At 66.3% G+C, this 24,695-nt stretch carries 21 protein-coding genes, 1 tRNA gene and 1 pseudogene; 17 read left to right on the top strand and 6 right to left on the bottom strand.

The window, feature by feature from the left end; translation table 11 throughout:
* The 13 genes and pseudogenes from QE394_RS03070 (at position 1) to QE394_RS03010 (ending at position 13,032) form a co-directional block, all read left to right on the top strand.
* A complete protein-coding gene (locus QE394_RS03070) occupies positions 1-630 on the top strand; it encodes a DedA family protein (protein ID WP_349033680.1) in 630 nt (209 codons plus the stop codon).
* A 240-nt stretch (positions 631-870) separates the two neighbouring features.
* The gene (locus tag QE394_RS03065) at positions 871-1,599 is read left to right on the top strand and encodes a DedA family protein (RefSeq protein ID WP_261620615.1); all 729 of its coding nucleotides are present in this window, start codon (positions 871-873) and stop codon (positions 1,597-1,599) included.
* A 39-nt stretch (positions 1,600-1,638) separates the two neighbouring features.
* Positions 1,639-2,781 (top strand): adenosine deaminase, encoded by a 1,143-nt coding sequence (locus QE394_RS03060; protein ID WP_261620614.1) that lies wholly within the window; start codon positions 1,639-1,641, stop codon positions 2,779-2,781.
* An 88-nt stretch (positions 2,782-2,869) separates the two neighbouring features.
* Entirely contained in the window at positions 2,870-3,475 is a 606-nt protein-coding gene (locus QE394_RS03055) for a MazG nucleotide pyrophosphohydrolase domain-containing protein (RefSeq protein WP_261620624.1), read from the top strand.
* Positions 3,476-3,593: 118 nt separating this feature from the next.
* Positions 3,594-4,874, top strand: coding sequence for a phosphopyruvate hydratase (gene eno, locus QE394_RS03050; protein ID WP_056082005.1), 1,281 nt, complete (start codon positions 3,594-3,596; stop codon positions 4,872-4,874).
* A 180-nt stretch (positions 4,875-5,054) separates the two neighbouring features.
* The gene (locus QE394_RS03045) at positions 5,055-5,771 is read left to right on the top strand and encodes a septum formation initiator family protein (protein WP_349033679.1); all 717 of its coding nucleotides are present in this window, start codon (positions 5,055-5,057) and stop codon (positions 5,769-5,771) included.
* Between the two features lie 27 nt (positions 5,772-5,798).
* Positions 5,799-6,233: pseudogene (locus QE394_RS03040) on the top strand (DUF501 domain-containing protein); the annotation flags it as partial.
* Positions 6,234-6,467: 234 nt separating this feature from the next.
* Positions 6,468-7,415: a Ppx/GppA phosphatase family protein gene (locus tag QE394_RS03035; RefSeq protein ID WP_261620612.1), complete on the top strand. Its 948-nt coding sequence runs from the start codon at positions 6,468-6,470 to the stop codon at positions 7,413-7,415.
* A 4-nt stretch (positions 7,416-7,419) separates the two neighbouring features.
* Complete coding sequence (locus QE394_RS03030) at positions 7,420-8,796, top strand: S8 family serine peptidase (RefSeq protein WP_349033678.1); 1,377 nt, start codon at positions 7,420-7,422, stop codon at positions 8,794-8,796.
* 60 nt (positions 8,797-8,856) lie between these two features.
* Positions 8,857-10,317, top strand: coding sequence for an FAD-dependent oxidoreductase (locus tag QE394_RS03025; protein ID WP_056082368.1), 1,461 nt, complete (start codon positions 8,857-8,859; stop codon positions 10,315-10,317).
* 101 nt (positions 10,318-10,418) lie between these two features.
* On the top strand, positions 10,419-11,363 hold the full coding sequence (locus QE394_RS03020; RefSeq protein ID WP_349033677.1) for an N-acetyltransferase: 945 nt from the start codon (positions 10,419-10,421) through the stop codon (positions 11,361-11,363).
* A gap of 20 nt (positions 11,364-11,383) precedes the next feature.
* Positions 11,384-11,457 (top strand) — tRNA-Leu (locus QE394_RS03015).
* Positions 11,458-11,676: 219 nt separating this feature from the next.
* Positions 11,677-13,032, top strand: coding sequence for an ABC transporter substrate-binding protein (locus QE394_RS03010; RefSeq protein WP_056081990.1), 1,356 nt, complete (start codon positions 11,677-11,679; stop codon positions 13,030-13,032).
* Between the two features lie 66 nt (positions 13,033-13,098).
* Here QE394_RS03010 and QE394_RS03005 read toward each other — a convergent pair whose 3' ends face one another.
* Genes QE394_RS03005 through QE394_RS02990 form a run of 4 tightly spaced genes read right to left on the bottom strand, consistent with a single transcriptional unit; the run spans position 13,099 to position 17,242 of the window.
* Positions 13,099-13,872 (bottom strand): ABC transporter ATP-binding protein, encoded by a 774-nt coding sequence (locus QE394_RS03005; protein ID WP_056081985.1) that lies wholly within the window; start codon positions 13,870-13,872, stop codon positions 13,099-13,101.
* Positions 13,869-14,966 (bottom strand): ABC transporter ATP-binding protein, encoded by a 1,098-nt coding sequence (locus QE394_RS03000; RefSeq protein WP_056081982.1) that lies wholly within the window; start codon positions 14,964-14,966, stop codon positions 13,869-13,871. The genes QE394_RS03005 and QE394_RS03000 overlap by 4 nt, the downstream gene beginning before the upstream one ends.
* A gap of 2 nt (positions 14,967-14,968) precedes the next feature.
* Positions 14,969-15,937, bottom strand: a complete 969-nt coding sequence (locus QE394_RS02995; RefSeq protein WP_268158588.1) for a branched-chain amino acid ABC transporter permease — start codon at positions 15,935-15,937, stop codon at positions 14,969-14,971.
* A gap of 9 nt (positions 15,938-15,946) precedes the next feature.
* A complete protein-coding gene (locus QE394_RS02990; RefSeq protein WP_235501543.1) occupies positions 15,947-17,242 on the bottom strand; it encodes a branched-chain amino acid ABC transporter permease in 1,296 nt (431 codons plus the stop codon).
* Positions 17,243-17,690: 448 nt separating this feature from the next.
* Here QE394_RS02990 and QE394_RS02985 point away from each other — a divergent pair, with 448 nt between their 5' ends.
* The gene (locus QE394_RS02985) at positions 17,691-18,605 is read left to right on the top strand and encodes a Bax inhibitor-1/YccA family protein (protein WP_268158584.1); all 915 of its coding nucleotides are present in this window, start codon (positions 17,691-17,693) and stop codon (positions 18,603-18,605) included.
* A 112-nt stretch (positions 18,606-18,717) separates the two neighbouring features.
* Here the strand turns inward: QE394_RS02985 and galK are convergent, their stop codons facing one another.
* Together galK and galT are read right to left on the bottom strand one after the other, a co-directional pair.
* Positions 18,718-19,905, bottom strand: a complete 1,188-nt coding sequence (galK, locus tag QE394_RS02980) for a galactokinase (protein WP_268158582.1) — start codon at positions 19,903-19,905, stop codon at positions 18,718-18,720.
* Positions 19,902-21,050 carry a galactose-1-phosphate uridylyltransferase gene (gene galT / locus QE394_RS02975; protein WP_349033676.1) on the bottom strand — a complete coding sequence of 383 codons (1,149 nt, stop codon included), beginning with the start codon at positions 21,048-21,050 and terminating at the stop codon, positions 19,902-19,904. The genes galK and galT overlap by 4 nt, the downstream gene beginning before the upstream one ends.
* A 100-nt stretch (positions 21,051-21,150) precedes the next feature.
* Here galT and QE394_RS02970 point away from each other — a divergent pair, with 100 nt between their 5' ends.
* Genes QE394_RS02970 through ilvA form a run of 3 tightly spaced genes read left to right on the top strand, consistent with a single transcriptional unit; the run spans position 21,151 to position 24,687 of the window.
* Positions 21,151-22,110, top strand: coding sequence for an aldose 1-epimerase family protein (locus QE394_RS02970; protein ID WP_268158578.1), 960 nt, complete (start codon positions 21,151-21,153; stop codon positions 22,108-22,110).
* A gap of 9 nt (positions 22,111-22,119) precedes the next feature.
* A complete protein-coding gene (locus QE394_RS02965) occupies positions 22,120-23,445 on the top strand; it encodes an AI-2E family transporter (protein ID WP_349033675.1) in 1,326 nt (441 codons plus the stop codon).
* A 3-nt stretch (positions 23,446-23,448) separates the two neighbouring features.
* Positions 23,449-24,687 carry a threonine ammonia-lyase gene (gene ilvA, locus QE394_RS02960; RefSeq protein ID WP_056081962.1) on the top strand — a complete coding sequence of 413 codons (1,239 nt, stop codon included), beginning with the start codon at positions 23,449-23,451 and terminating at the stop codon, positions 24,685-24,687.
* Positions 24,688-24,695 lie beyond the last annotated feature (8 nt).

Here is a 24,695-nt window from a genome sequence, read left to right as displayed (position 1 = left end):
ATGCAGGCCATCAATGACTTCATCCTCGCGGCAGCCGGACAACCCTGGGTACTGTTCCTCGTCCTGGCCTGCTGCGTCATTGACGGCTTCTTCCCTCCCATCCCCAGCGAATCCGTCGTGGTGGGCCTCGCGGCCGTGGCCGCCACGGCGGACGTGCCCAACCCCTACATCCTGATGGCCGTTGCTGCGCTGGGCGCGTTCGCCGGGGATAACATCGCCTACCTGATCGGCCGGAAGGTCGGCACCACCCGATGGGCCTGGATGCGTGGCCAGCGCATGCAGGGAGCGTTCCGGTGGGCCGGCGCGGAACTGCGCAAGCGGCCTGCCTCGCTGATCCTCGTGGCGAGGTTTGTCCCCATTGGCCGCGTCGCCGTCAACCTGACGGCCGGGGCGACCCACTACCACCACCTGCGCTTTGTTGGCCTTACCTGCCTGTCCGCCGTCCTGTGGGCGGCCTACTCGGTGGGTATCGGGCTGTTTTTCGGGCAGTGGTTCGAGGAGAACCACCTCCTGGGCGCCGCCATCGCCATCGTCTGCGCCGTGGCGCTGGGCATCATCGTGGACCTGATGATCAACAAGCTCCGGGGCAAGCCCAACGTCGTGGACCGGATTCGCGAACCCGAAGCCTGATCCAGGCGGCGGAAACCCGTCCCGCGGCACCCCCGTCTCCACCCGGGGGAGGAGGCCCGGACGGCGCCAAGATCAGCCGCTGGGACGACGCCTGGGCAGGTACTGCCGGGATAGCGTTGCAGTGGTGTTCCCGGGGCGGGGGCGTAGCGAACGACGCCTCTGCCGTGGGACACTTAGGAACGATTTCCGCTTTGGCTGCGTCGCTATGGCAGCGGCATTTTTGTCTAGGAGCAAGACTGCGTGGAGTTTATTAATGAGGCCGTGCTCCATGCAGCGGGCCAGTGGTGGATCTACCCGGTCCTCTTGGTGTTCTTTTTCGTGGACGGCTTCGCGATGGTGGTCCCCAGTGAGACCCTCATCGTCGCCCTGGCGGCCTTCTCCCGGCACAGCGGCGAACCCAACATGTGGATCCTTGGTGCCACCGCGCTGATCGGCGCCATGGCCGGAGACAACATGGCTTTCATGCTCGGCCGCAAAATCGGCCTGGACCGGTGGAAGTGGATGCGCAGGCCCAGGGTCCGGAAGGTCTTCAGCTGGGCGCGCTACGAACTGGATAAGCGTGGCGCGGTACTGATCTTCACCGCACGCTACATTCCCTGGGGCCGGGTGGCAGTCAACTACGTGGCGGGCAGCACCGGGTTCGGCCACCGCCGCTTCTTCGTCCTTGACGCCGTCGCCTGCCTCACCTGGGTGGGTTACTCCATCGGCATCGGCCTGCTGGCCAGCTCGTTCCCCTGGCTGCACCACAACCCGCTGCTCAGCGCCGGCATCGCCGTGGTGTTCGCCATCGTCCTGGGTGTCCTCCTGGACCACATGCTGCGCTGGTGGCACAAGCACCTGGCCCGCAAGGACGCCACGGAAGTGGACGAGTGGCTGGACGGCGGCCCCTCCGGTGCCCGGGACAGCTCAACCGGCGGTCCGGCATTCCTCGCACCGGCAGCCAAGGACGGCGGACCCACTGCCGCCTAGCGGCTGGCATTGAACCGGCACCCACCCTAAGGTGGGAACGTGACTGAGCCTATTGTTGACGAAGCCCCTGCCATCGATTTCGACCTGAAGAGCCTGCCGAAGGTGTCGCTGCACGACCATCTGGACGGCGGACTCCGTCCGGCCACCATTATCGAACTGGCGGAGGCCGTGGGCCACCAGCTCCCGTCCACCGATCCCGTGGCCCTGGGCGAATGGTTCCGCGAGTCCGCGGACTCCGGGTCCCTGGTCCGCTACCTCGAAACCTTCGACCACACGGTGGCCGTGATGCAGACGCACGAAGGCCTGGTCCGGGTAGCGAAGGAGTTCGTCGAGGATTTGGCGGACGACGGCGTGGTGTACGGCGAGGTGCGCTGGGCGCCGGAGCAGCACCTGCAGAAGGGCCTCACCCTCGACGAGGCGGTCGAAGCGGTGCAGGAGGGCCTCGAAGCCGGCGTCGAGGCAGTCAGCGACAGCGGCCGCGAAATCCAGGTGGGGCAGCTCATCACAGCGATGCGCCATGCCGACCGCGGCCAGGAGATCGCCGAACTGGCCGTCCGCCACCGCAACAAGGGCGCGGTCGGTTTCGACATCGCCGGGGCCGAGGACGGTTTCCTGCCTTCCCGCTTCCGGGACGCCTTCACCTACCTGGCGCAGCAGAACTTCCCGGCCACCGTCCACGCCGGCGAAGCGGCGGGGCTGGACAGCATCCAGTCCGCCCTCGTGGACGGCCGCGCGCTCCGCCTGGGCCACGGCGTCCGGATTGCCGAGGACGTCACGGTGGAATTCGACGAAGACTCCGAATCCGAATCCGAGGACACAGTGGGCCTGGTTACGCTGGGCGATCTGTCCAGCTGGATCCGGGACCGCGGCATCGCCCTGGAAATCTGCCCTTCATCCAACCTCCAGACCGGAGCGATCGCCGCTTTCGGCGAGGGCATCGAAAGCCACCCCCTGGACATGCTGTACCAGCTGGGCTTCAACGTCACCATCAACACCGATAACCGCCTCATGAGCGGGGTCACCCTGACGGATGAGTTCGAGCTGCTCGTGGAGACGTTCGACTACGACCTTGACGACCTGCTGGAGCTCACCCTGAACGCGGCCGAAGCCGCCTTCCTGCCGCTTGAGGAAAAGGAAGCGTTGGTGGAGTACATCAACGACGCCTACGCCAACCTTGGCTGACCAGCATCCCGGACCCGACGGCTCCCCAGCCGGGGAGCTGGGGGAGCTGCTGGGGGTCATAGCCCAGCTGCGGGAGCACTGCCCGTGGATGGGCGCCCTGACCCACGCCTCGCTCGTGGAATACCTCCTCGAGGAGGCCTACGAGGTGGCCGAGACCATTGAAGAAGGGCATCCGGACAGTGAGCTGCTTGGCGAGCTGGGCGACGTCCTGCTCCAGGTGGTCCTCCACGCCCGGCTGGCGGAGGAACGGGGCGCATTCACGTTCGACGACGTCGCGCGCGGCCTGGGTGCCAAGATGATCCGCCGCAACCCGCATGTCTTCCGCCCGGACGGCACCCTGCAGGACAGCTTTCCCGCCACCGTGGACCAGATCGTGCAGAAGTGGGACGCGGTCAAGCGGGCCGAAAAGCCGGAGCGGAAGGACCCGTTCGAAGGCATTCCGCAGGCTCTGCCTGCCCTCGCCAGGGCACAGAAGTCGCTCGACCGGGCTGCGCGGGCCGGCGTAGCCGGCCCCACCGCAATCGAAGCCGGCCCCTTTGCGACGGAGGAGGAGCTCGGAAACCAGCTCCTCGCCGTCGTCCGTTCCGCCCACGCCGGCGGATTCGACGCCGAACGCGCCCTTCGCAGGGCCGTGCGGCAGTACCAGCAGCAGGCCAGCCGGAACCCGGAAGGGCCGTACCCTGCACCATCATGACGTCCGCCGGTGGTGAGGTTTCCGTAACCTCCACCACTCTCGACTACGCTGTTTCCTGACGAGGACGTCGAGTTTTTCTGCAACATCCCCCCGTTAATCGCCCATAAGGAGCAAATTCATGGCGCTTATCGATGCCATCCACGCCCGCGAGATCCTCGATTCCCGCGGCAACCCGACCGTCGAAGTTGAGGTCCTGCTTTCTGACGGCCAGATCGGCCGCGCAGCAGTTCCGTCCGGCGCATCCACCGGCGAGCACGAGGCAGTCGAACTTCGCGACGGCGACAAGGGCCGCTACCTCGGCAAGGGCGTCCAGAAGGCCGTTGACGCCGTGATCGACCAGATCGCTCCCGCCCTCACCGGTTTCGACGCAACCGACCAGCGCAGCATCGACCAGGCCATGCTGGACCTGGACGGCACCCCGAACAAGGGCAAGCTGGGCGCCAACGCCATCCTGGGTGTTTCCCTGGCCGTCGCCAACGCTGCCGCAGCTTCTGCTGACCTGCCGCTCTACAAGTACCTGGGCGGCCCCAACGCCCACGTCCTGCCCGTGCCGCTGATGAACATCCTCAACGGTGGTTCGCACGCCGATTCCGACGTCGACATCCAGGAATTCATGATCGCCCCCATCGGCGCCGAGACCTTCTCAGAGGGCCTGCGCTGGGGCGTTGAGGTCTACCACAACCTCAAGTCCGTGCTGAAGGAGCAGGGCCTGTCCACCGGCCTTGGCGACGAAGGCGGCTTCGCGCCCAACCTGCCGTCCAACCGCGCTGCGCTGGACCTGATCCAGGAAGCCATCAAGAACGCCGGCTACACCCCGGGCAAGGACATCGCCCTGGCCCTGGACGTTGCCTCTTCCGAGTTCTACAAGGACGGCGCCTACCAGTTCGAAGGCAAGGCTTTGTCCGCCAGCGAAATGAGCGCCTACTACGCAGAGCTCGTTGCGGACTACCCGCTGGTTTCCATCGAGGATCCGCTGGACGAGAACGACTGGGAAGGCTGGAAGACCCTCACCGATGCCATCGGCGACAAGGTCCAGCTGGTGGGTGACGACCTTTTCGTCACCAACCCCGCCATTCTGCAGCGCGGCATCGACACCCGGACGGCAAACTCCCTGCTGGTCAAGGTGAACCAGATCGGCTCGCTGACTGAGACCCTGGACGCCGTCAGCCTGGCCCAGCGCGCCGGCTACACCACCATCACCTCGCACCGCTCCGGCGAGACCGAGGACACCACCATCGCCGACATCTCGGTGGCCACCAACGCCGGCCAGATCAAGACCGGCGCCCCGGCCCGCTCCGAGCGGGTCGCCAAGTACAACCAGCTGCTGCGCATCGAAGAGGAACTCGATGACGCCGCACGCTACGCCGGCCGCAGCGCGTTCCCGCGTTTCAAGGGCTAGTAGCCGCGTAATCCAACGGGCGGTGGCTATGGTTGAAAGACCATAGCCACCGCTGCTGTTTCTGCAGCAGCCCGTCCGCCCGGTTGTTGCCCGGCGCATGTTGTTGATCAACCGCGCTGTGGCAACAAAGGATCATCACAGACAGTGGCGGCCGCAGGCAGGCCGCGTTTCAGGAGTGTCATGGCCGCCCGCCGTCCCAAAGTTCCCAAGGTCGCCCCCAACCGCCCAGCCAAGGACACGTCCGACGCCGGGCACGCACAGGGTGCCGACGTCATCAGGGCGCACTTCGGTTCCGGCAAGGACGGCGCCGGGCACGCTCCGGGCGGCGCCACGGGCTCTCCGCTATCAGGCAGGAACTCCGGCAGCCCGGCTGGAACCCACAGTGGAACCGGAAGTGGACCGGCGGCGGCCAAGACCCCCGCGGCGGGCACCGCACGGAACGGCGCAGCTGCCGGAAGGACCGGCCCAAAGGGCGGCACCCCGTCCTCGGAAGCGGACCAGCAGCCCGTCCCGGCCAAGGCATTCTCGGGACGGATGCTGGCCCTGGCCGTGGTCATGATTGCCATCACCATCATGCTGGCGCCCACGGTTAAGGTTTTCTTCGACAAGAAAGCCGAAATCGACGCCCTCAACGCGGACATCGCCGCACGCCAGGCCGCCGGGGACTCCCTCCGCCAGCAGGTGTCGCGGTGGCAGGACCCCAACTACGTGAAGCAGCAGGCCCGCGACCGCATTAACATGGTTATGCCGGGCGAAACCGGCTACTGGGTATTCGGCAGCGATTTGCCGGCCGACGAAACCGGCGGCCAGCCCGGTGCCGCCGCCGCCCAAGACCCCGCAGACCTGCCGTGGGTGGATTCCCTGTGGGAGTCCATCACGCGCGCGGCGACTGAATAAACGCAACAGGAAGGACGGCCCGCGACAGTGGAAAACAGCACGGCAGCCGCCCGGGAGAACTCCCGCCAACCATCCGCACGTGACCTGGACGTATTGAGCCGGCAGCTGGGACGACCCGTCCGCGATGTGGTGGAAATCCCTGCCCGCTGCGTCTGCGGCAATCCGCTGGTGGCGGCCACTGCCCCTCGGCTGAGCAACGGCACCCCGTTCCCCACCACGTTCTACCTGACGCACCCCGTCATCACGTCCGCGGTCTCGCGGCTTGAGGCGGCCGGCGTCATGAACGAGATGAACGGCGAACTGGCCAGCGACGACCAGCTTGCTGCCGCCTACCGTTCCGCCCATGAGGCCTACCTGGCCGCCCGCGATGCCATCGGGGAGCGGTCCGGGATCGGCGCCGTCCCCGAAATCGACGGCGTCTCCGCCGGCGGTATGCCCACCCGCGTCAAGTGCCTCCACGTCCTGGTGGGCCACTCCCTGGCCGCAGGACCCGGCGTCAACCCCCTCGGTGACGAGGCGCTGGTCCGCATCCAGGAATGGTGGACCGCGGACCGCTGCTACTGCGACGGCGCCTGGGACTCCACGGGGGAGGCTCCGTCGAAGGACCTCAGCCGGCATGGACCTCAGGGCCTGCCCGGCATCGTGGGCCGGCCGGCGCCGGTGCGGAAATCCCGCCACAGCCGCGGAGGCCCCGGAATGACCCGTGTGGCCGCCATCGACTGCGGCACCAACTCCATCCGCTTGCTCATCGCCGACATTGACCGGAGCACCGGCACCCCCCGCCTCACGGACGTCGTCCGGGAAATGCGCGTGGTCCGGCTCGGGGAAGGCGTGGACGCTACTGGAGAGTTCACCCAGGGCGCACTGGAACGCACCTTCGCGGCCACCGCTGACTATGCGGCGCTCATCCGCCGGCACGGCGCCGGGACAATCCGGTTCGTGGCGACGTCCGCCAGCCGGGACGCCCGGAACCGGGACGTCTTCGTGGACGGCATCCGCGACCTGCTGGGCGTGGCCCCCGAGGTCATCTCCGGAAACGAGGAGGCCGCGCTGTCCTTCGCCGGGGCCAGCAGCGTCCTGCCCATCCTGGACGGCCATGAGGTGCTGGTAGTTGACCTCGGCGGTGGAAGCACCGAGTTTGTGCTGGGTACCGCAGCCGGCGTCACCGCGGCCCGGTCCGTGGATATCGGCTGCGTCCGCCTGACCGAGCGGCACCTGCGGGACGATCCGCCAACCCCCGAACAAATAGCCGCCGCGGAAGCCGACGTGGACGAAGCCATTGCCCTCGCCGGCCGCGAGGTGCCGCTGGAACGCGCCACCGCCGTCGTCGGCGTTGCAGGCTCCATCACCACCATCACGGCGCACGCGCTCGGGCTGACCGAGTACTCGCCGGACGCCATCCACGGCGCCGAACTGCCCATCGACAAGGTGCGGGACGCGTCGTCGGACCTCCTGGGCATGGTCCGCGCGGACCGTGCAGCGCTGCCGTACATGCATCCCGGGCGGGTGGACGTCATCGGCGCCGGGGGACTGGTGTGGCGCCGCATCCTGGAACAGGTGAACGGGCTCTCAGGCGGCCGGGTCACCACCGCAACGGCGAGTGAACACGACATCCTCGACGGCATTGCCCTGAGCATCGGCTGATTCCATGGTTTCCTCACCTGTATCCGTACTCCGGAGGTCGGGGTCGGCGGTGCTGGCCCTTGTCCTGGTGGCCTGCTGCCTCTTCGCCGGCCTCGTGGCCGCTCCGGCCGCCCACGCCGACGACTGGCGCGACAAGCAATACTGGCTTGCCGAGTCCGGCGTCACCAAGGCCTGGGAGGTGTCCAAGGGAGCCGGCGTCAAGGTGGCCGTCATCGACAGCGGCGTGGACGCCCAGCACCCGGACCTCAAAGGCGCCGTGGTGGGAGGCTATGACGCCTCCGGCGCCGGCCAGCCCGACGGGCAGAAGAGCGTCGGCTCCAAGCCGGAACACGGCACCCTTGTAGCCACTATGCTGGCCGGACGCGGCCACCAGCCTGCCACCGCCAGCCCCAAACCGTCGCCCGGTGCTGGCACCCAGGGGCCGGACGGCATCGTGGGTGTGGCCCCGGAGGCTGAGATCCTCTCCGTCTCCACCTGGCTGGGGTCAACCAACCCCTCGGGCAAGAGCGACCAGGACCAGATCCCGGAGGCTGTCCGCTGGGCCGTGGACAACGGAGCCAAGGTCATCAACATTTCCCTCGGCAGCACCACCCCGCAGTGGCCGCAGAGCTGGGACGCCGCCTTCCTCTACGCCGAACAGAAAGACGTGGTCATCGTGGCGGCTGCCGGCAACCGCGTGGGCGGCAACATCCAGGTGGGCGCGCCCGCCACCATTCCCGGTGTCCTGACGGTTGCCGGGCTGGACCGCAAGAACACGGCCAGCGTGGACGCGTCATCCCAGGGCATCAGCATCGGCGTCGCAGCCCCCGCCGAGGACCTGTTGGGCGGGCTTCCGGGGGGCGGCTACGCGGAATGGGCAGGAACGTCCGGTTCCACGCCCATCGTCTCGGGCGTGGCAGCGCTGATCCGGTCCAAATGGCCGTCCATGAGCGCCGAGCAGGTCATCAACCGCATTGTCACCACAGCCAAGGACGCCGGCGTTCCGGGGAAAGACCCGCTGTACGGCTACGGGATCCTCAACGCCGAGGCCGCGCTCAAGGACGACGTGCCCCAGGCGTCCAGCAACCCGCTGGGTTCGGTGGCCGAATGGATCCGCGTCCACCGCCGCGGCAACCTGGCCACCCCTGCGCCGCTGCCCACCGCGGACGTGCCCAGCGCGGTGCCCACGCTTCCCGAAGCGTCGGTGCCCGCGGCCGAGGCGCCCTCGCAGCGGGACAGTGCGATCAGCGCCGCCGTCGTGATCGGTTTCGGGGTTCTATTCCTCGCGATCATCGCCGCGGCCGCCGTCCAGTTGACCAGGGCGGCCAAGAACCCCGCATTGGCGCGTGACGATACCGAAACGGGAGTCCTGGACAGGGTGGATTCCGAACGGAAGCCGTAGCGTTACGGGTGGCTGACGCAGTTAGTGAAGATTTTCACAAACTGGGCTATCCTTGAAGGCATGGCAACCACCCCACAGCTCCAGGACCGTCCCAGGGTGCTCGTCGTCGGCGGCGGGTACGTCGGCCTGTACGTAGCACTCAAACTGCAGAAGAAGATCGCGAATGCAGGTGGCATCGTCACCGTCGTTGATCCGCTGCCCTACATGACTTACCAGCCGTTCCTTCCCGAGGTGGCAGGCGGCAACATCGAGGCCCGCCATGCCGTGGTGTCCCACCGCAAGCACCTCAAGCAGTCCGAACTGATCCAGGGCCGCGTCACCGCGATCGACCACGCCAACCGCACGGCCGTGGTGGCTCCGTCCGACGGTGGTGAGACCTTCGAGGTTCCCTACTTCGACGTCGTCCTGGCTGCCGGCGCCATCACCCGCACGTTCCCCATTAAGGGCCTCGCGGACAAGGGCATCGGCCTGAAGACCATCGAGGAAGCCGTTGCACTGCGCAACAAGGTCCTCGAGCGCATTGAGCTCGGCTCCACCATGACCGATCCTGCGGCCCGGGCCAAGGCACTCACCTTCGTCGTTGTCGGCGGCGGTTTCGCAGGCATCGAATGCATCACCGAGATGGAGGACATGGCCCGCGCCGCTGTCCGCAACAACCCCCGGGTAAAGCAGGAGGAAGTCCGCTTCGTCCTGGTTGAGGCCATGGGCCGCATCATGCCCGAGGTCACGGCCCCGCAGGCAGAGTGGGTTGTGGAGCACCTCCGCAGCCGCGGCATCGAGGTCCTGCTCAACACCTCGCTGGACAGCGCTGAAGGCGCCCTGAAGCTCATCAACCTCCCGGACAAGAGCCCGGCGCAGGAATTCGAAGCCGATACCCTCGTGTGGACCGCCGGCGTCCAGGCCAACCCCATGGTCCGCTCCACCGACTTCCCGCTGGAACCCCGCGGGCGCGTCCGCGTCCTCCCGGACCTGCGCATCGGCGGCGACGAAGGCATCGTCGAGAATGCCTGGGCTGCCGGCGACATCTCGGCCGTTCCGGACCTCACCGGCAAGGGCCTGCCTGACGGCACCTGCGTCCCCAACGCCCAGCATGCACTCCGCCAGGCCAAGCGCCTCGCGAAGAACCTGTGGGCCTCCCGCTGGGACAAGCCGCTGAAGGACTACAAGCACAAGAACCTTGGTGCTGTGGCCGGCTTCGGCGAATGGAAGGGCGTCGCCAACATCAACCTGCTGGGCCGCATCGGCCTGAAGGGCCCGCTGGCCTGGCTGGCACACCGCGGTTACCACGGCATGGCCATGCCCACGTTCGAGCGCAAATTCCGCGTGGTCCTGAACTGGATCATCGCCTTCTTCGCCGGCCGCGACACCACGCAGCTGCTGGACCTGGACAACCCGCGTGGCGCCTTCGTTGCTGCCGCCACCCCGGCACCCAAGCCCGCTGCGGCTCCTGCTCCTGCGGCCCCGGCCGCCGGCTCCTCCGTGGTGGAACCGAAGGAACCGGTCGCGGCCCAGGCCAAGTAACCGGCTTCGTAGCACAAGCACGACGGCGGCTGTCCCTCAACGGGGGCAGCCGCCGTTTGCGTTTGTGCTGCGCGGCCGGACCCGCATCCTAGACTGGCCTCATGACAGCCGAAAAGAACCTCCAGTCCCTGTTGGCGGGGATGCGCCCCGTACAGCGCGACGGCGAGTACGTCTACGTCCTCTGGCCCCACGGCAGGCCCCTTGAGGGCCTTATTGAGGCGGCCGTCCGCGAGGCCGAAGGGCTGACTGTGGTCCTGCCCCGCGCGGAGGCGGACCGGCTGGGCCTTCCCTACGACTTCATGGCAGCGTGGATCACGCTGGAAATCCACTCGGCACTGGAAGCCGTAGGCCTCACCGCCGCAGTGGCAAGGGCCCTGACGGACGCCGGCATCAGCTGCAATGTCCTGGCCGGGTTCCATCACGACCATCTCCTGGTCCCAGCGGCAGACGCGCAGCGGGCCCTGCAGGTGCTGGCCGATCTTTCCGCCGAAAGCCGGGAGGCGCCGCGGCCCGGCCTGCGGCTGCGCACCGAAACCCCCGCGGACCGGGACGCCATCCTGGCGCTGACCGCCGAGGCATTTGCCGTCTCCCCGGCAACCGGACTTCCTGCAGTAGGGGAGCCCGTCGAAGTGAAGATCCTGCGGGCACTGTTCGACGCTGATGAATACCTTCCGGAACTCAGCGTGGTGGCTGTGCTGGGCGACGAAGTGGTGGGCCACGTCATCAGCACCCGGGGCTGGGTGGGCAGCCATGAACTGCTCGGACTGGGCCCGATCAGCGTGACGCCCAGGCTCCAGCGCCAGGGCATCGGGTCAGCCTTGATGACGGAGAGCATCGCCAGGGCCAACGTTGCGGGGGAGAGCGGCATCGCGCTCCTCGGCAGCACCGAGTACTACCCCAGGTTCGGATTCGTGCCGGCGGCGTCCCTCGGTGTGCTGCCGCCGGATGAGGCGTGGGGCGGGCACTTCCAGCTCCTGCCGCTGGCGCTGTGGCCGGGCGGCGTGCACGGGACGTTCCGGTACGCCGAACCGTTCGAGCGCTTCTGACGGGATACCATTGATCCGGCGCCCCAGTAGCCCAATTGGCAGAGGCATCGGACTTAAAATCCGCGTGTTGTGGGTTCGAGTCCCACCTGGGGTACGGGGCAGAGGATGCCTCCAAGCGGCACCGAATCGAAGGAAGCCGCCCGCACTGCGGGCGGCTTCCTTTGTTTAATTTCGCATATGCAACGACTGTTATAAGGATGTGACCTCAGTCACTTATCTTCGCCTGCGATTTGCATTAGCTTGAAGCTAAATCAGGAACACCTGATTTTTCGCGTCAAAGGCCGTTCGCACCTTTAGATCGAGGAGCTCGTAAATGACTTTATTCCCCCAGGCGGGAACCCGCGCTGCCAAGCTGACAGCGCTTGGCATCGGCGTCGCCTTCATGGTGACAGCGTGCGGCGGTTCGTCCACACCCACGACGTCCGAGTCCGCTTCCTCCGCATCAGCCGGAGGCATCGCGTGCCCCGCACCGGAAACCGGAGGGGGTGCCGCAGCCACGCAGAGCGCGGCGCCGGCAGCTGTTCCGCCGTCCACCGGCAGCACGGAGACTCCGCTCAAGATCGGCTCGCTGCTGCCCACCACCGGATCCCTGGCCTTCCTCGGCCCGCCCGAAATCGCCGGTGTGAACCTCGGCATCAAGGAAGTCAATGACGCCGGCGGCGTGCTGGGCAAGCCGGTGGAAGTGATTCACCGCGACTCCGGTGACACCAAGACGGACATCGCCACCCAGTCCACCTCCGCATTGCTCGGCCAGGGTGTCAGCGCCGTCATTGGCGCCGCATCGTCGGGCGTATCCAAGACGGTCATCAACCAGATCACCGGTGCAGGCGTTATCCAGTTCTCGCCGGCCAACACTTCCCCGGACTTCACCACCTGGGATGACAAGGGCCTGTACTGGCGCACCGCACCGTCCGATGTCCTCCAAGGCAAGGTCCTGGGCAACTACATGGCAACGTGTGGCGCCCAGACCGTCGGCATGGTGGTCCTGAACGATGCCTACGGCACCGGCCTGGCCAAGAACATCAAGGAATCCTTCGAGGCGGCCGGCGGCCAGGTTGTTGCCGAGGAACTCTTTAATGAAGGTGACAGCCAGTTCAGCAGCCAGGTGGACAAGGTACTTGCCGCCAAGCCGGACGCCATCGCGCTGATCACCTTCGACCAGGCCAAGAGCATCGTTCCGCTGATGACCGGCAAGGGAGTCAAGCCCACCCAGATGTTCCTGGTGGACGGCAACACCTCCGACTACAGCAAGGACTTCCAGGCCGGCACCCTGAAGGGCGCCCGGGGCACCATCCCCGGCACGTTCGCGCAGGACGCCTTCAAGAAGAAGCTCCTCGCCATTGATCCGGCACTGAAGGACTACAGCTACGCCGGTGAGTCCTACGACGCCGTCAACCTGATCTCCCTGGCCGCTGAAGCTGCCAAGAGCACCAAGGGGACGGACATCGCCGCGAAGCTGAAGGAAGTTTCGGAGGGCGGCGAGAAGTGCACGTCCTACGCCGCCTGCGTCACCCTGCTCCGCGAGGGCAAGGACATCGACTACGACGGCCAGTCCGGTCCGGTGACCTTCTCCGACGCCGGTGACCCCACCGAGGCGTACATCGGTATCTACGAGTACCAGGACGACAACAAGTACACGGCAGTCAAGGAAGAGTTCGGCAAGCTCTAACCTTTCGCAGGCACAAAGAAGCCCCCGTCCATCCGGACGGGGGCTTCTTTGTGCCTGTGCTTCGAACTACTCGACGGTGTCCGCCAGGGTGCCCAGGTACAGCTGGATCACCTTGGGGTCCTTCATCAGCTCCCGGCCGGTACCGGTGTACGCGTCCCGGCCCTGGTCCAGCACATAGCCGCGGTCGCAGATCTGCAGGCAGCGGCGGGCGTTCTGTTCCACCATGATCACGGAAACGCCGGCACGGTTGATTTCATGAACGCGGAGGAAGGTCTCATCCTGCTTGACGGGGGAGAGCCCGGCTGAGGGCTCGTCCAGCAGCAGGACTGCGGGATCCATCATCAGCGCGCGGCCCATGGCCACCATCTGGCGCTCGCCGCCGGAGAGGGAACCGGCCCGCTGGGAGCGGCGCTTGCCGAGTTCCGGAAAAAGCCCGGTGACAAAGTCGAACCGCTCGGCAAAGTCCTTGGGCCGCTGGAACATGCCCATCTGGAGGTTCTCTTCGATGGTGAGGGCCGCAAAGACATTGTTGGTCTGCGGAACGAAGCCGACGCCGCGGGTCACCAGCTTGTTGGCCTTCAGCCCGGTAATGTCCTGGCCGCGGACCACCACGGTGCCGGAGTGGACCTTCACCAGGCCAAACATGGCTTTGAGGAGGGTCGACTTGCCGGCGCCGTTGGGCCCGATGATGCCGATCAGCTCGCCCTTCCGGGCTTCAATGCTGCAGCCGTTCAGGATGTTGACGCCCGGAATGTATCCGGCCACGAGGTCGGTGACCTTGACGACTGCTTCGCCGTCGTCCACGGGCTGGGCGGCCGGTGCCGCGCTGGTGCTGCTCATTGGGTGTCCCTGTCTGTGTGGTCGTTCCCATCGGTTTCGGCGTCCCTGTGCGCGCGCCTGCCGCGTTGTCCGTCACCGGGGGACGGTTCCTCCGGGCTGGCGGTGCCGGCCTCGTCCCCGACAACGTCCAGGGAGATGATCCCGGCGTTTTCGGTTCCAACAATGGACTCGTCGTCGGCCACGAGTTCGGCAGCGAGCTCCTTGATGCCCTCGGCGTCACCGAGGTCCACGTCATGGTGGGCGCCGAGGTAGGCGTCGATGACGGCGGGATTTTTCATGACGTCGCCGGGCGGGCCTTCGGCGACAACCTTGCCCTCCGCCATGACCACCACCCAGTCCGCGATGTGCCGGACCATGTGCATGTCGTGTTCAACGAACAGGACGGTCATGCCGTCGGCCTTCAGGTTCTTGATGTGGTCCAGCAGGGACTGCGTCAGTGCCGGATTGACGCCGGCCATCGGTTCGTCGAGCATCACCAGCTTGGGCCGCACCATGAGGGACCGTGCCATCTCCAGGAGCTTGCGCTGTCCGCCGGAGAGCGACGCGGCGTAGTCGTCCTTCTTGGCGTCGAGTTTGAACTTCTCCAGCAGGACGTCCGCCTGGGCCGTGATCTCCTTTTCGCGGCCGCCCCAGATGCCCTTGAACAGGGCTTTGGCGAGGCTTTCGCCGGGCTGGTTGGACGCTCCCAGACGCATGTTTTCCATGACTGTCAGTTTGCCCATTACCTTGGTGAGCTGGAACGTGCGGACCATGCCCATGCGGGCCACTTTGTAGGGCGATACCCCCGCGAGGCTGTGGCCTTCAAACTGCCACTTCCCGGTGTTGGGGGTATCAAAGCCGGTCAACAGGTTGAAGAGGGTGGTCTTGCCGGCACCATTCGGGCCGATCAGGGCGGTGATCTTGTGCCGCGGGATCTCCAGGTAGTCCACATCCACGGCGTTGATGCCGCCGAAGCTGCGGGTGACGTTCTCCGCCACCACTATCGGATCCCGCTTCTTGCAGCCCGGCCCGGTTTCACCCGCTGCGATGGGGCGGCTGTCGGTCATGTAGTCCGGCGCCGCGGCACCGGACGTTTCAGGGATTTCATTGTGCATGCTCACGCGAACGCCAGCTCCTTCTTGTTTCCGAAGACGCCCTGCGGCCTGAAGATCATCAACAGCATCAGGGCCACGCCCACCAGGATGTAGCGCAGCTGCCCGGCCTGGACGGTGTTCAGCCACGTAACGGCACCGGACTCAATGAGGCCGTAGAGGATGCCCTGTGTCAGGGAGAGGACAACCCAGAAGATCATGGCCCCGATGACCGGGCCAAGGACCGTGCCCAGGCCGCCCAGCAGGAGGCAGGTGTAGAGGAAGAACGTCAGTTCCGTGCCGTAGTTGGCAGGCTGCACGGCACCGCGGGGCAGCGTGAAGATCATGCCCGCCAAGGCACCGAGGATGCCTCCGATGACGAGGGCCTGCATCTTGTAGGCGTAGACGTTCTTGCCCAGGGACCGGACGGCGTTCTCGTCCTCGCGGATGCCCTTCAGCACCCGGCCCCAGGGGCTGCGCATCAGCAGCCACACGAGGGTGCAGCAGATGGCCACCAGGGCCCAGCCCACCACGCGGATGAAGAAGTCGCGGTTGTTCATGCCGAAGTACGAGCCCTCAGGGAACGGGTTCATGGCGTAGAAGCTGCCTTCAAACGCCGCCAGGCCGTTGGCCGAGCCGGTGACCGCAGTGAGCTGGTTGGTGGTGACGATGTAGCGCACGATTTCCGCGGCGGCGATGGTCACGATGGCCAGGTAGTCGGCCCGGAGACGGAGGGTGGGGATACCGAGCAGCAGTGCAAAGACCGCGGAGGCGGCAATGGCGATGAGCAGTCCCACGAAGAACGGGACCCCGAAGGTCAGGGTGGAGATCGCGAACCCGTATGCGCCCACGGCCATGAAGCCGGCCTGGCCGAAGTTCAGCAGGCCCGAATAGCCGAAGTGGACGGCGAGCCCGAGGGCAGCCATGGCGTAGGCGGCCGTGGTGGGGCTGAAGATCTCGCCGGCGGCGCTGGAAAGAATGAAGCCAAAATCCATGTCTGTTTCCTAACCCACGCGCTCGCGGCGGCCCAGGATGCCCTGTGGCCGGAACAAGAGGACAACGATCATGATGAACAAAGCTCCCACGTATTTGAGGTCGGCGGCGAGGCCGAACACGGTGGTCAGCTCCACGAAAATGCCGACGATGATGGAACCGATCAGGGCGCCGAAGACGGTTCCCAGGCCGCCGAGGGTCACACCGGCGAAGATGAGCAGCAGGATGGCCGAGCCCATGTCGAAAGTGACGCCCGGCCGGTAGTAGGCCCAGAGGATGCCGCCAAGGGAAGCGAGCATGCCGCCGGTGATCCACACCAGCCGGATGACAGCGTCCACGTCAATGCCTGACGCGGCAGCCAGCGCGGGGTTGTCCGCCACTGCGCGGGTGGCCTTGCCAAGCCTGGTTTTCAGCAGCACGATGCCGATCAGGGCAATGACCACCGCGCTGATGCCCAGGGACCACAGGTTGTTCGGCGAAATGGAAACCGGGCCGATCTGAACCTCGGGGCTTTGGGCGTAAGGCAGCTGCTGGGTGGCGCCGCCGAAGTAGAACTGGATCACGTAGCGGACCGCGAGGGCCAGGCCGATGCTGACGATCATCATGGGGACCAGGCCCGTGCCGCGGCGGCGCAGTGGCCGCCAAAGCCCGCGGTCCTGGGCATAACCGAACAGGCCGCCGCCCACCAGCGACAGGATCAGGGATAGCCAGAAGGGAAGCCCGATGGCGTTGAAGCCGAAAACGAGGACCGCGCCAAGGGTCACCATCTCGCCGTGGGCGAAGTTGGTGAGGCCGGTGGTGCCGAAGATCAGGGACAGGCCAACCGATGCCAGGGCGAGGAGCAGGCCAAAGCTCAGGCCCGCCACCAGCCGGTTGAGGAGGTTCTGGCCGAAGTCCTGCTGCTGCACCACGATGCCTTTGCCGAAGGCGAAGATCACCGAGAGGTTGGAGGTCTGGCTGAACGTCACGTCGCGGGGATTATCCTGGCCGTCGGCCAGCTTGATGCCCTCGGGAAGCGTGGATTCATCAAGTTCCACCGTGTAGGTGCCTTGCTCCGGCACGCCGATGTTCCAGGCACCGTTGGCCGATGACTTGGCAGTGCCGGTGAAATCACCCTTCTTTGCCGTGATGGTCACATCCGCCAGGGGTGCGCGGGTGTCGTCACGGAGGAACCCGCTGATGTTGTTCTGGAAGGTCTGATTCGACGGGGATGGTGTCGGTGACGGGGAAGCGGCCTGACTCGCCGGTCCGGCCACCAGGAGGATTGCGAAGATGGAAGCGCCAATGGCTCCCAACAGTCTCAGCAAACCGAGGCGCCTTCCGGCCCGCTGGCCTTGGGGTGTACTTCTCAAATTGATAACCTCCACTTGGGGGCGGTCTAGGCCGCGCCATTGCAGCCGCTGCGAACGGTCGCAGGGCGGGGAAAAATGCCATGACGCCCGACACCCACGAGTGTGAGTTCCGTCACCCTGCTTGGCTTATGCTACAGCGCATCAGAACCGGTGAATGCCGTGGTCCAGGCCATATTGGTAGCGATCGGATAACAACTGCGGGGCCTGCGGCTGCGATGTGGCGCGGATCGTGGGAAACAACCTTTGTTGAGTAGCGGTGTCTCCAGGCACGCAGCCTGTCCACCCGCAGGTCACGGTTGTATTGCAAGGAGGGGCGGCGGGAACTTTAGGGGAGCCGGCTACGTGGGAATTGGTAGCGTAAACCTTAAGATCCATCACACACCCAGCATGGAGGAATCCCGCAATGGCACTTGGCGGAAACCCGATCTTCAACGGAAAGAGCTTCCGTGGAGCCACCCAGGCACCGCCTGCCCCGCAGGCCTACGGCGGCGCCCCTTACGGCCAGCAGGCTTACGGCCAGCAGGCTTACGGCCAGCAGCCGTACGCCCAGGCACCCTATGGCCAGCAGTCCTGGAACACCCAGCCGCAGGGCATGACGGACAACCAGCTCCAGGACATGTACAACCAGCCGTCGGCGGGCCCGGCGGATACCGGGCGGATGACCTTCGATGACGTGATCGTCAAGACGGCGGCATGCCTCGGCGTTGTCATCCTCGGCGCGGCAGTCACCCTGACCGTCGGTTTGGGGCTCGCGTCGATGCTCATGATCGTCGGCGCCCTCGGCGGCTTCGTCCTTGCCCTCGTCAACACGTTCAAGAAGCAGCCTTCCCCTGCGTTGATCCTTGCGTACGCCGGCCTTGAGGGACTTTTCCTTGGCGGCCTGACCCGCATCCTTGATACCCAGTACCCGGGCGTTGGCCTGCAGGCAGTGGTGGGCACGCTCTCCGTGTTTGCCGTCACCCTGCTGCTGTTCAAGAGCGGCAAGGTCCGTGCGACCCCCAAGGCCATGCGTTTCTTCATGATCGCCCTTGGCGGTTACGCCCTGTTCTCGGTGGTCAACCTGGTCATGATGCTGACCGGCGTCACTCAGGAGCCGTTCGGCCTGCGCAGCGGAGTGATTGGCGTTGTTATCGGCCTGCTTGCCATTGGCCTCGCCGCTTTCTCGCTGATCATGGACTTCACCAGCATTGAAGCCGGCGTCCGCAGCGGCGCCCCGCAGCGCTTCTCCTGGACCGCGGCCTTCGGCCTGACGGTCACGCTGGTCTGGCTCTACGTGGAGATCATCCGCCTGCTGGCCATCCTCCGCGGAGACGACTAGCACCGAAGGCGGCGGCCGCCGTCGTCCAGTCCTTTAAACAGAACAGGCCCACCTTGCGGTGGGCCTGTTCTGTTTAAAGGACTAACCGTTGGCCGGCCGGCCGGTCAGGTTGTCAGGCGACGCGCATGGCGCCCGCTGCAGGGGAGACAGTGAAGATGTCCGGTGCGGCATAGCCTGCCCCGGCGAAAGCGCGGACGACGGCGGCACGCACCTTTTCTTCGGAAGCGACGGGTGTCAGTGCGATCGCCGCACCCCCGAAACCGCCCCCGGTCATCCGCGCCCCGATGGCCCCGTTGGCGCGCGAGGTGTCCACGGCGAGGTCCAACTCCGGACAGGAGATTTCAAAGTCATCCCGCATGGATGCGTGGCTGGCATCCAGCAGGGTGCCGATAGCGGCGGGCCCCTCGGCGGCCAGGCGCTCGACCGTCTGCAGTACGCGGTCGTTCTCCGTGACTACGTGGCGCACGCGCCGGAACGTCACCTCGTCCAGCAGCCCGCTGGCTTCCTCAAGGTCACCGACCTGGACGTCGCGCAGCGCCTTGACCCCCATGACCTCGGCGCCGAGTTCGCAGGATGCGCGGCGCGAGGCGTACCCGCCGTCGGCGTGAGAGTGCGAGACCTTGGTGTCGATGACCAGCAGGACCAGCCCCGCAGGTTCCGTTTCGAACGGCACCAGGGTGGCGTTTTGGTCACGGCAATCCAGGAAGACCGCGTGGCCCTTGGCGCCCCGAAGGGACGCGGACTGGTCCATGATGCCGGTGGGAGCCCCCACGAAGTCGTTTTCGGCCCGCTGCGTGGCCAGGACCATGTCTTCCGCTGCCAGGCCTGCGCCGGTGAGCTCGTTGAGGGCGGTGACCACCGCGCACTCGATCGCGTGCGACGAGGACAGGCCTGCGCCGAGCGGAACATCCGAGTCCAGCAGCAGGTCGATTCCGGGAACGTCAATGCCGCGCTCGCGGAGGGCCCACATCACGCCGAGGGGATACTTGGTCCAGCCCTTGGCCGAGCCCGGCTCCAGGGCGTTGAGCGTGGTGGAAACCATGCCCTGGTCACCGTACGTTGACAGCAGCCGCACGGTGGAGTCCGGGCGGATGCCCACCGCTACCCGGGCAGTCCGGTCGATGGCGAACGGCAGCACGAAGCCCTCGTTGTAGTCAGTGTGCTCACCGATCAGGTTGACCCTGCCCGGTGCCTGCCAGATGCCTGCCGGGGAGGCGCCGAACTCCCGGGCAAAGCGGGCAGCCAGGTCCTGTGTACCTGGGGCGGCTGAATCGGCGGTGGGGTGGGGTGCGGCGCTCAAGCGGGAACTCCTTGGGACGGAGCGGCCTCGGCGGCCGCAGTGGCAGGTGCCGGAACCGTTGCGCGCAGCCGCTCGGCCACGCTTTCCGGTGTGGTGTCGTTGATGAAGGCGCCCATGGCTGCCTCGGATCCGGCAAGGTATTTCAGCTTATCCGCAGCGCGCCGGGGTGAGGTCAGCTGAAGGTGGAGGTATCCGGAGGCGCGGAGTTCGGGCTCCAGCGGAGCCTGGTGCCAGGCGGAGATGTACGGGGTGGGCGTGGGGTACAGGGCATCCACGCGCTTCAGCAGGTCCAGGTAGACCTGGGCAAGCTCGTCCTTCTCCTCCCCGCTCAGGGCCGCCAGGTCCGGAACGTGGCGGTGGGGGACCAGGTGGATTTCAAGCGGCCAGCGGGCGGCGAAGGGGACGTAGGCGCTGAAGTTCTCGCCTTCCATGACCATCCGGCTGCCGTCCTGCCGTTCTGCTTTGAGGAGGGAACCGGTCAGGGTTTCGCGGCCATCGTGCTTCCCGTAATGGCGCAGGGCGGCTGAACCCAGCACGCCCGCCCGGGGAGTGACATAGGGGTAGGCGTAGATCTGGCCGTGCGGGTGGTGGAGGGTGACGCCAATATCTGCGCCGCGGTTCTCGAAAGGAAACACCTGCTTGATGCCCGCCAGTGAGCTGAGCGCTTCCGTGCGCTGGGCCCAGGCCTCAATCACCGTCCGGGAGCGGGTTTCGCTGAGGGTGCTGAAGGAGCCCGTGTGCTCGGGCGTGAATGACACTACTTCGCAGCGGCCATAGGCCGGGCCCTTGGTTCCCCAGGCAGCGTTTTCCGGAACCGAACCGAGTGCGGGGCCGAGGGACGGGAAACGGTTCTCGAAGACCACAACGTCGTAGTCGGCCGCAGGAATCTCGGACGGGTTGTTAGGCGTGGTGGGGCAGATGGGGCACTGGTCCGCAGGCGGAAGGTGGGTACGGGTCTGGCGGTGCGCCGCCACTGCCACCCATTCGTCCGTAAGGGCATCGAAGCGGACCTCACCGGGCTCGCCCCGGGGTGGCAGGCCGCGCTGGTCGGTGGGCCCCGTGGCCCTCGCCGCATTGGTGCCCGGGTCATCAAAATAGATCAGCTCCCGGCCGTCGGAGAGTCTGGTGCTGGTGATCGCTGTCATGGGAAATATTTTCGCATGTTCAACCAAAAAAGAATAGTTAAGAACAAAAAGCAACATTGACCGTTCGGCGCGACTGGTGGCGCGCGGTACGGTAAGGCACATGACCCAGTCTTCGTCCCAGGACGCCACCACCAGTCCGCAGTTGCGCGCCTTTGCCTCAGGTCGCCAATACGAACTTCGCCGCGGCGACGCCGTTGCCGTCATCACCGAGCTCGCCGCCGGACTCCGCTCCTACAGCCGGGGCGGCGTGCTCCTGACCGAGACCTACGGCGATGACGTCATCCCGCCCGGGGGCGCAGGAATCACCCTGGCGCCCTGGGCCAACAGGGTGGAGGACGGCGCCTGGGTCCTGGACGGCAAGAAGCAGCAGCTGGACATCACTGAGGTATCCCGGAACAACGCCAGCCACGGCCTGCTCAGAAATGTCGGTTACACCCTGGTGGACGAATCGCCATACTCCGTTTCCCTGGAAGCCACGGTCTTTCCGCAGCACGGGTACCCGTTCCTGGTGCGGCACCTCGTGCGGTACGAGCTGACCGCAGACCTGGGACTCGCAGTCCGCCAGAGCCTGACCAACCATGCCGCAGCAGCTGCGCCGTTCGTCCTCGGCGCGCACCCCTACCTGCGGCTGGGAGACGCACCGGCCGAGGAACTGGTACTGACCGTCCAGGCCGACACCCAGCTCATCGCCGATGAGCGGTTGATACCCCGCAGTTCCGCACCCGTGGACGGCGACACCGACTTCCGCGCCGGCCGCACCATCGGCGGCCTCAGCGTCGACGTCGCACTCACCGGCCTCGGGTATGAGGATGGCAAGGCCCGCCACGTGCTGGCCGGTCCGGACGGACGCAGCGTCAGCCTCTGGCAGGACGAATCCTGCCAGTACGTCCACGTCTTCGTCAGCACGGTCTACCCCGGCCGCAGCCGGGCGCTCGCCGTAGAGCCGATGACCGGTCCGGCCAACGCCTTCAACTCCGGTGACGGCCTGCGCTGGCTCGAACCCGGGGAGTCCTTCGCCATGGAGTGGGGAATCGACTACCACGCCGCCACGGGCGGTTAGAGTTTCCTTATGACGCCCAATGAGGACGACGCCACCCAGTCCAGGCCATCTCCAGCCCCCGCCGCGGCGGCACCCCTCCGCGTCCTGACGGACCGTGAGCTGGACCGGGACATCCCGTACGGTGTGCGGATTGCCGCATCCTGGTCCTGGCGCCTGGGCCTCATCCTCCTGATGGCCGGCACGCTGATCTGGCTCCTGAGCCACATCACCTTCCTGATCATCCCGGTGATGGTGGCGGCGCTCCTCGCGGGGCTGCTGAGCCCGGTCACGGTCTGGTTGAAGCGGCGCGGACTGCCCGCCGGCCTTGCCGTCGCCGTCACGGTCCTAAGCTTTATCGCCGTGATCTCCGGTGCGCTGGCCCTCGTCGGCCGGCAGTTGGTCATCGGCTTCGGTGAATTGTGGCAGCAGGCGCTCGAAGGCGTGCGGCAGGTCCAGACGTGGCTCTCCGACGGGCCGCTGCACCTGACGGCGGCCCAGATCGACCAGTACGTCAAGGAAGCCAGCGACGCACTGCAGAACAACAGCAGCAGCATCCTCAGTGGCGCCCTCTCCTTTGGCAGTACCGCCGGACACTTCGCCGCCGGATTGCTCCTGGCCCTGTTTATCCTCATTTTCTTCCTGCTCGAGGGAGACCGGATCTGGGCGTTCCTGGTGCGGCTGCTTCCGCGGCGGGCGCGGGCCGCCACCTTCGGCGCCGGACGCAAGGGCTGGGCCTCCATGGTCAGCTATGCACGTATCCAGATGTTCGTTGCCGCTGTGGATGCGATCGGCATCGGCGTGGGCGCCGCGATCATCGGTGTCCCGCTGGCTCTTCCCCTGGGCGTGCTGGTGTTCCTGGGTTCATTCATCCCGGTGGTGGGTGCCCTGGTGACCGGTGTGATTGCCGTCCTGCTGGCGCTGGTTGCCAACGGCCCCGTGAATGCGCTGATCATGCTCGCCATCGTCCTTGCGGTCCAGCAGCTGGAAGGCCACATCCTGCAGCCGCTGGTCATGGGCAAGGCCGTTTCGCTCCACCCGGTAGCCGTTATCCTCAGCGTTGCCGCCGGTTCGTACCTTGCCGGCATCCCGGGTGCACTGTTTTCCGTACCCATCCTGGCCGTAGCAAACTCGGCCATTCGCTACATCGCAGCCAGAACATGGGAACATGAACAGGTGCCGGTGATTGCCGGGAGGCCCCTGACAGCTCCGGCTGGCGGGGACAACACCATTGAAGACGTTGAACCGCCCAAGGACTTTGGCGGCGAAGGCGGCACGTCTGCCGGCACCACAGCTGAACACCGCGGTGCCCACTCCGCATCCCATCGGGGCGCCGGGGACGAACCAAGAGGAGAGTAGTACGTGAACATCCTGCAAACCCTTCCCGTCACGCTGGACGATGTCCTTGAGGCGCAGAAGCTGCTTGACGGGATTATTGCGCGCACTCCAGTGGAATCGTCCCGTGCGCTGGGCGCGCAGGTGGGCGGCGAGGTCTACTTCAAATGCGAGAACCTCCAGCGCGCAGGGTCCTTCAAGGTCCGCGGCGCCTACGTCCGCATGGCCCGCCTGTCGCCCGAAGAGAAGAAACGCGGCGTCGTGGCGGCGTCCGCAGGTAACCACGCCCAGGGCGTTGCCGTGGCAGCGAAAAGCCTGGGGATCAAGGCCCGCATTTACATGCCCCTCGGTGTTGCGCTGCCGAAGCTCGCAGCCACCCGCAGCCACGGTGCCGAAGTGATCCTGCACGGCCACAACGTGGACGAGGCGCTGGCCGAGGCCCAGCGGTACAGCAACGAAACGGGGACAGTCTTCGTCCACCCCTTCGACAACGTTGATGTGGTGGCCGGCCAGGGCACTGTTGGCCTGGAGATCCTCGAGCAGATCCCCACCGTGGACACCGTCCTGATGGGCGTTGGCGGCGGCGGTCTCCTGGCCGGGGTCGCCGTCGCCATCAAAGCCCGGGCCAAGGAACTCGGCCGGGACATCCGCATCATCGGGGTGCAGGCGGAAAACGCCGCGGCCTACCCTCCCTCCCTGGCCGCCGACGCCCTGGTTCCGCTGAAGAAGGTGTCCACCATGGCTGACGGCATCGCCGTGGGCCGGCCAGGGCAGCTGCCGTTCAGCATCATCCGCGAACTCGTGGACGACGTTGTGACGGTCAGCGAGGATTCGCTGGCCCGTGCGCTGATCTTCCTGCTGGAACGCGCCAAAATGGTCGTGGAGCCCGCCGGTGCTGTCGGCGTAGCAGCCCTGATGGACGGCAAGATCGAAAACCCGGGGACCACCGCCGTCGTACTGTCCGGCGGCAATATCGACCCCATGCTGATGCTCAAGGTCATCCAGCGCGGCCTTTCCGCAGCCGGGCGATACATGACCGTCCGCATGATGCTGGATGACCGTCCCGGCTCGCTGGCAACCATCGCCAGGATCATCGCCGAAAACGATGCCAACGTCACCGGCCTGGACCACACCCGCGTGGGTGGCTCCATCAGCATGGGCGACGTCTCCATCACCGTGAACCTCGAGACCAAGGGCCACCAGCACGGTGAGCAAGTCCTCAGCGCGCTCCGTGCCGAAGGATTCCAGCCCATCGTGGTGCACTAGGAGTACGC

It is taken from the genome of Pseudarthrobacter sp. SORGH_AS 212, assembly GCF_030818145.1.
Taxonomy (GTDB): Bacteria; Actinomycetota; Actinomycetes; order Actinomycetales; family Micrococcaceae; genus Arthrobacter.
The sequence above is the reverse complement of the archived record's forward strand: the minus strand, read 5'-3'. Positions and strand labels throughout refer to the sequence as shown.

Excerpts from the sequence above, each read along its gene's own strand:
- QE394_RS02995 (WP_268158588.1), bottom strand. The coding sequence starts at position 15,937 with ATGGATTTTGGCTTCATTCTTTCCAGCGCCGCCGGCGAGATCTTCAGC.
- QE394_RS03035 (WP_261620612.1), top strand. The coding sequence starts at position 6,468 with ATGACCCGTGTGGCCGCCATCGACTGCGGCACCAACTCCATCCGCTTG.
- QE394_RS03000 (WP_056081982.1), bottom strand. The coding sequence starts at position 14,966 with ATGCACAATGAAATCCCTGAAACGTCCGGTGCCGCGGCGCCGGACTAC.
- QE394_RS03020 (WP_349033677.1), top strand. The coding sequence starts at position 10,419 with ATGACAGCCGAAAAGAACCTCCAGTCCCTGTTGGCGGGGATGCGCCCC.
- QE394_RS03045 (WP_349033679.1), top strand. The coding sequence starts at position 5,055 with ATGGCCGCCCGCCGTCCCAAAGTTCCCAAGGTCGCCCCCAACCGCCCA.
- QE394_RS03005 (WP_056081985.1), bottom strand. The coding sequence starts at position 13,872 with ATGAGCAGCACCAGCGCGGCACCGGCCGCCCAGCCCGTGGACGACGGC.
- QE394_RS03030 (WP_349033678.1), top strand. The coding sequence starts at position 7,420 with ATGGTTTCCTCACCTGTATCCGTACTCCGGAGGTCGGGGTCGGCGGTG.
- QE394_RS03055 (WP_261620624.1), top strand. The coding sequence starts at position 2,870 with ATGGGCGCCCTGACCCACGCCTCGCTCGTGGAATACCTCCTCGAGGAG.
- QE394_RS03070 (WP_349033680.1), top strand. The coding sequence starts at position 1 with ATGCAGGCCATCAATGACTTCATCCTCGCGGCAGCCGGACAACCCTGG.
- galT (WP_349033676.1), bottom strand. The coding sequence starts at position 21,050 with ATGACAGCGATCACCAGCACCAGACTCTCCGACGGCCGGGAGCTGATC.
- eno (WP_056082005.1), top strand. The coding sequence starts at position 3,594 with ATGGCGCTTATCGATGCCATCCACGCCCGCGAGATCCTCGATTCCCGC.
- QE394_RS02970 (WP_268158578.1), top strand. The coding sequence starts at position 21,151 with ATGACCCAGTCTTCGTCCCAGGACGCCACCACCAGTCCGCAGTTGCGC.
- QE394_RS02965 (WP_349033675.1), top strand. The coding sequence starts at position 22,120 with ATGACGCCCAATGAGGACGACGCCACCCAGTCCAGGCCATCTCCAGCC.
- QE394_RS03010 (WP_056081990.1), top strand. The coding sequence starts at position 11,677 with ATGACTTTATTCCCCCAGGCGGGAACCCGCGCTGCCAAGCTGACAGCG.
- QE394_RS03025 (WP_056082368.1), top strand. The coding sequence starts at position 8,857 with ATGGCAACCACCCCACAGCTCCAGGACCGTCCCAGGGTGCTCGTCGTC.
- QE394_RS02985 (WP_268158584.1), top strand. The coding sequence starts at position 17,691 with ATGGCACTTGGCGGAAACCCGATCTTCAACGGAAAGAGCTTCCGTGGA.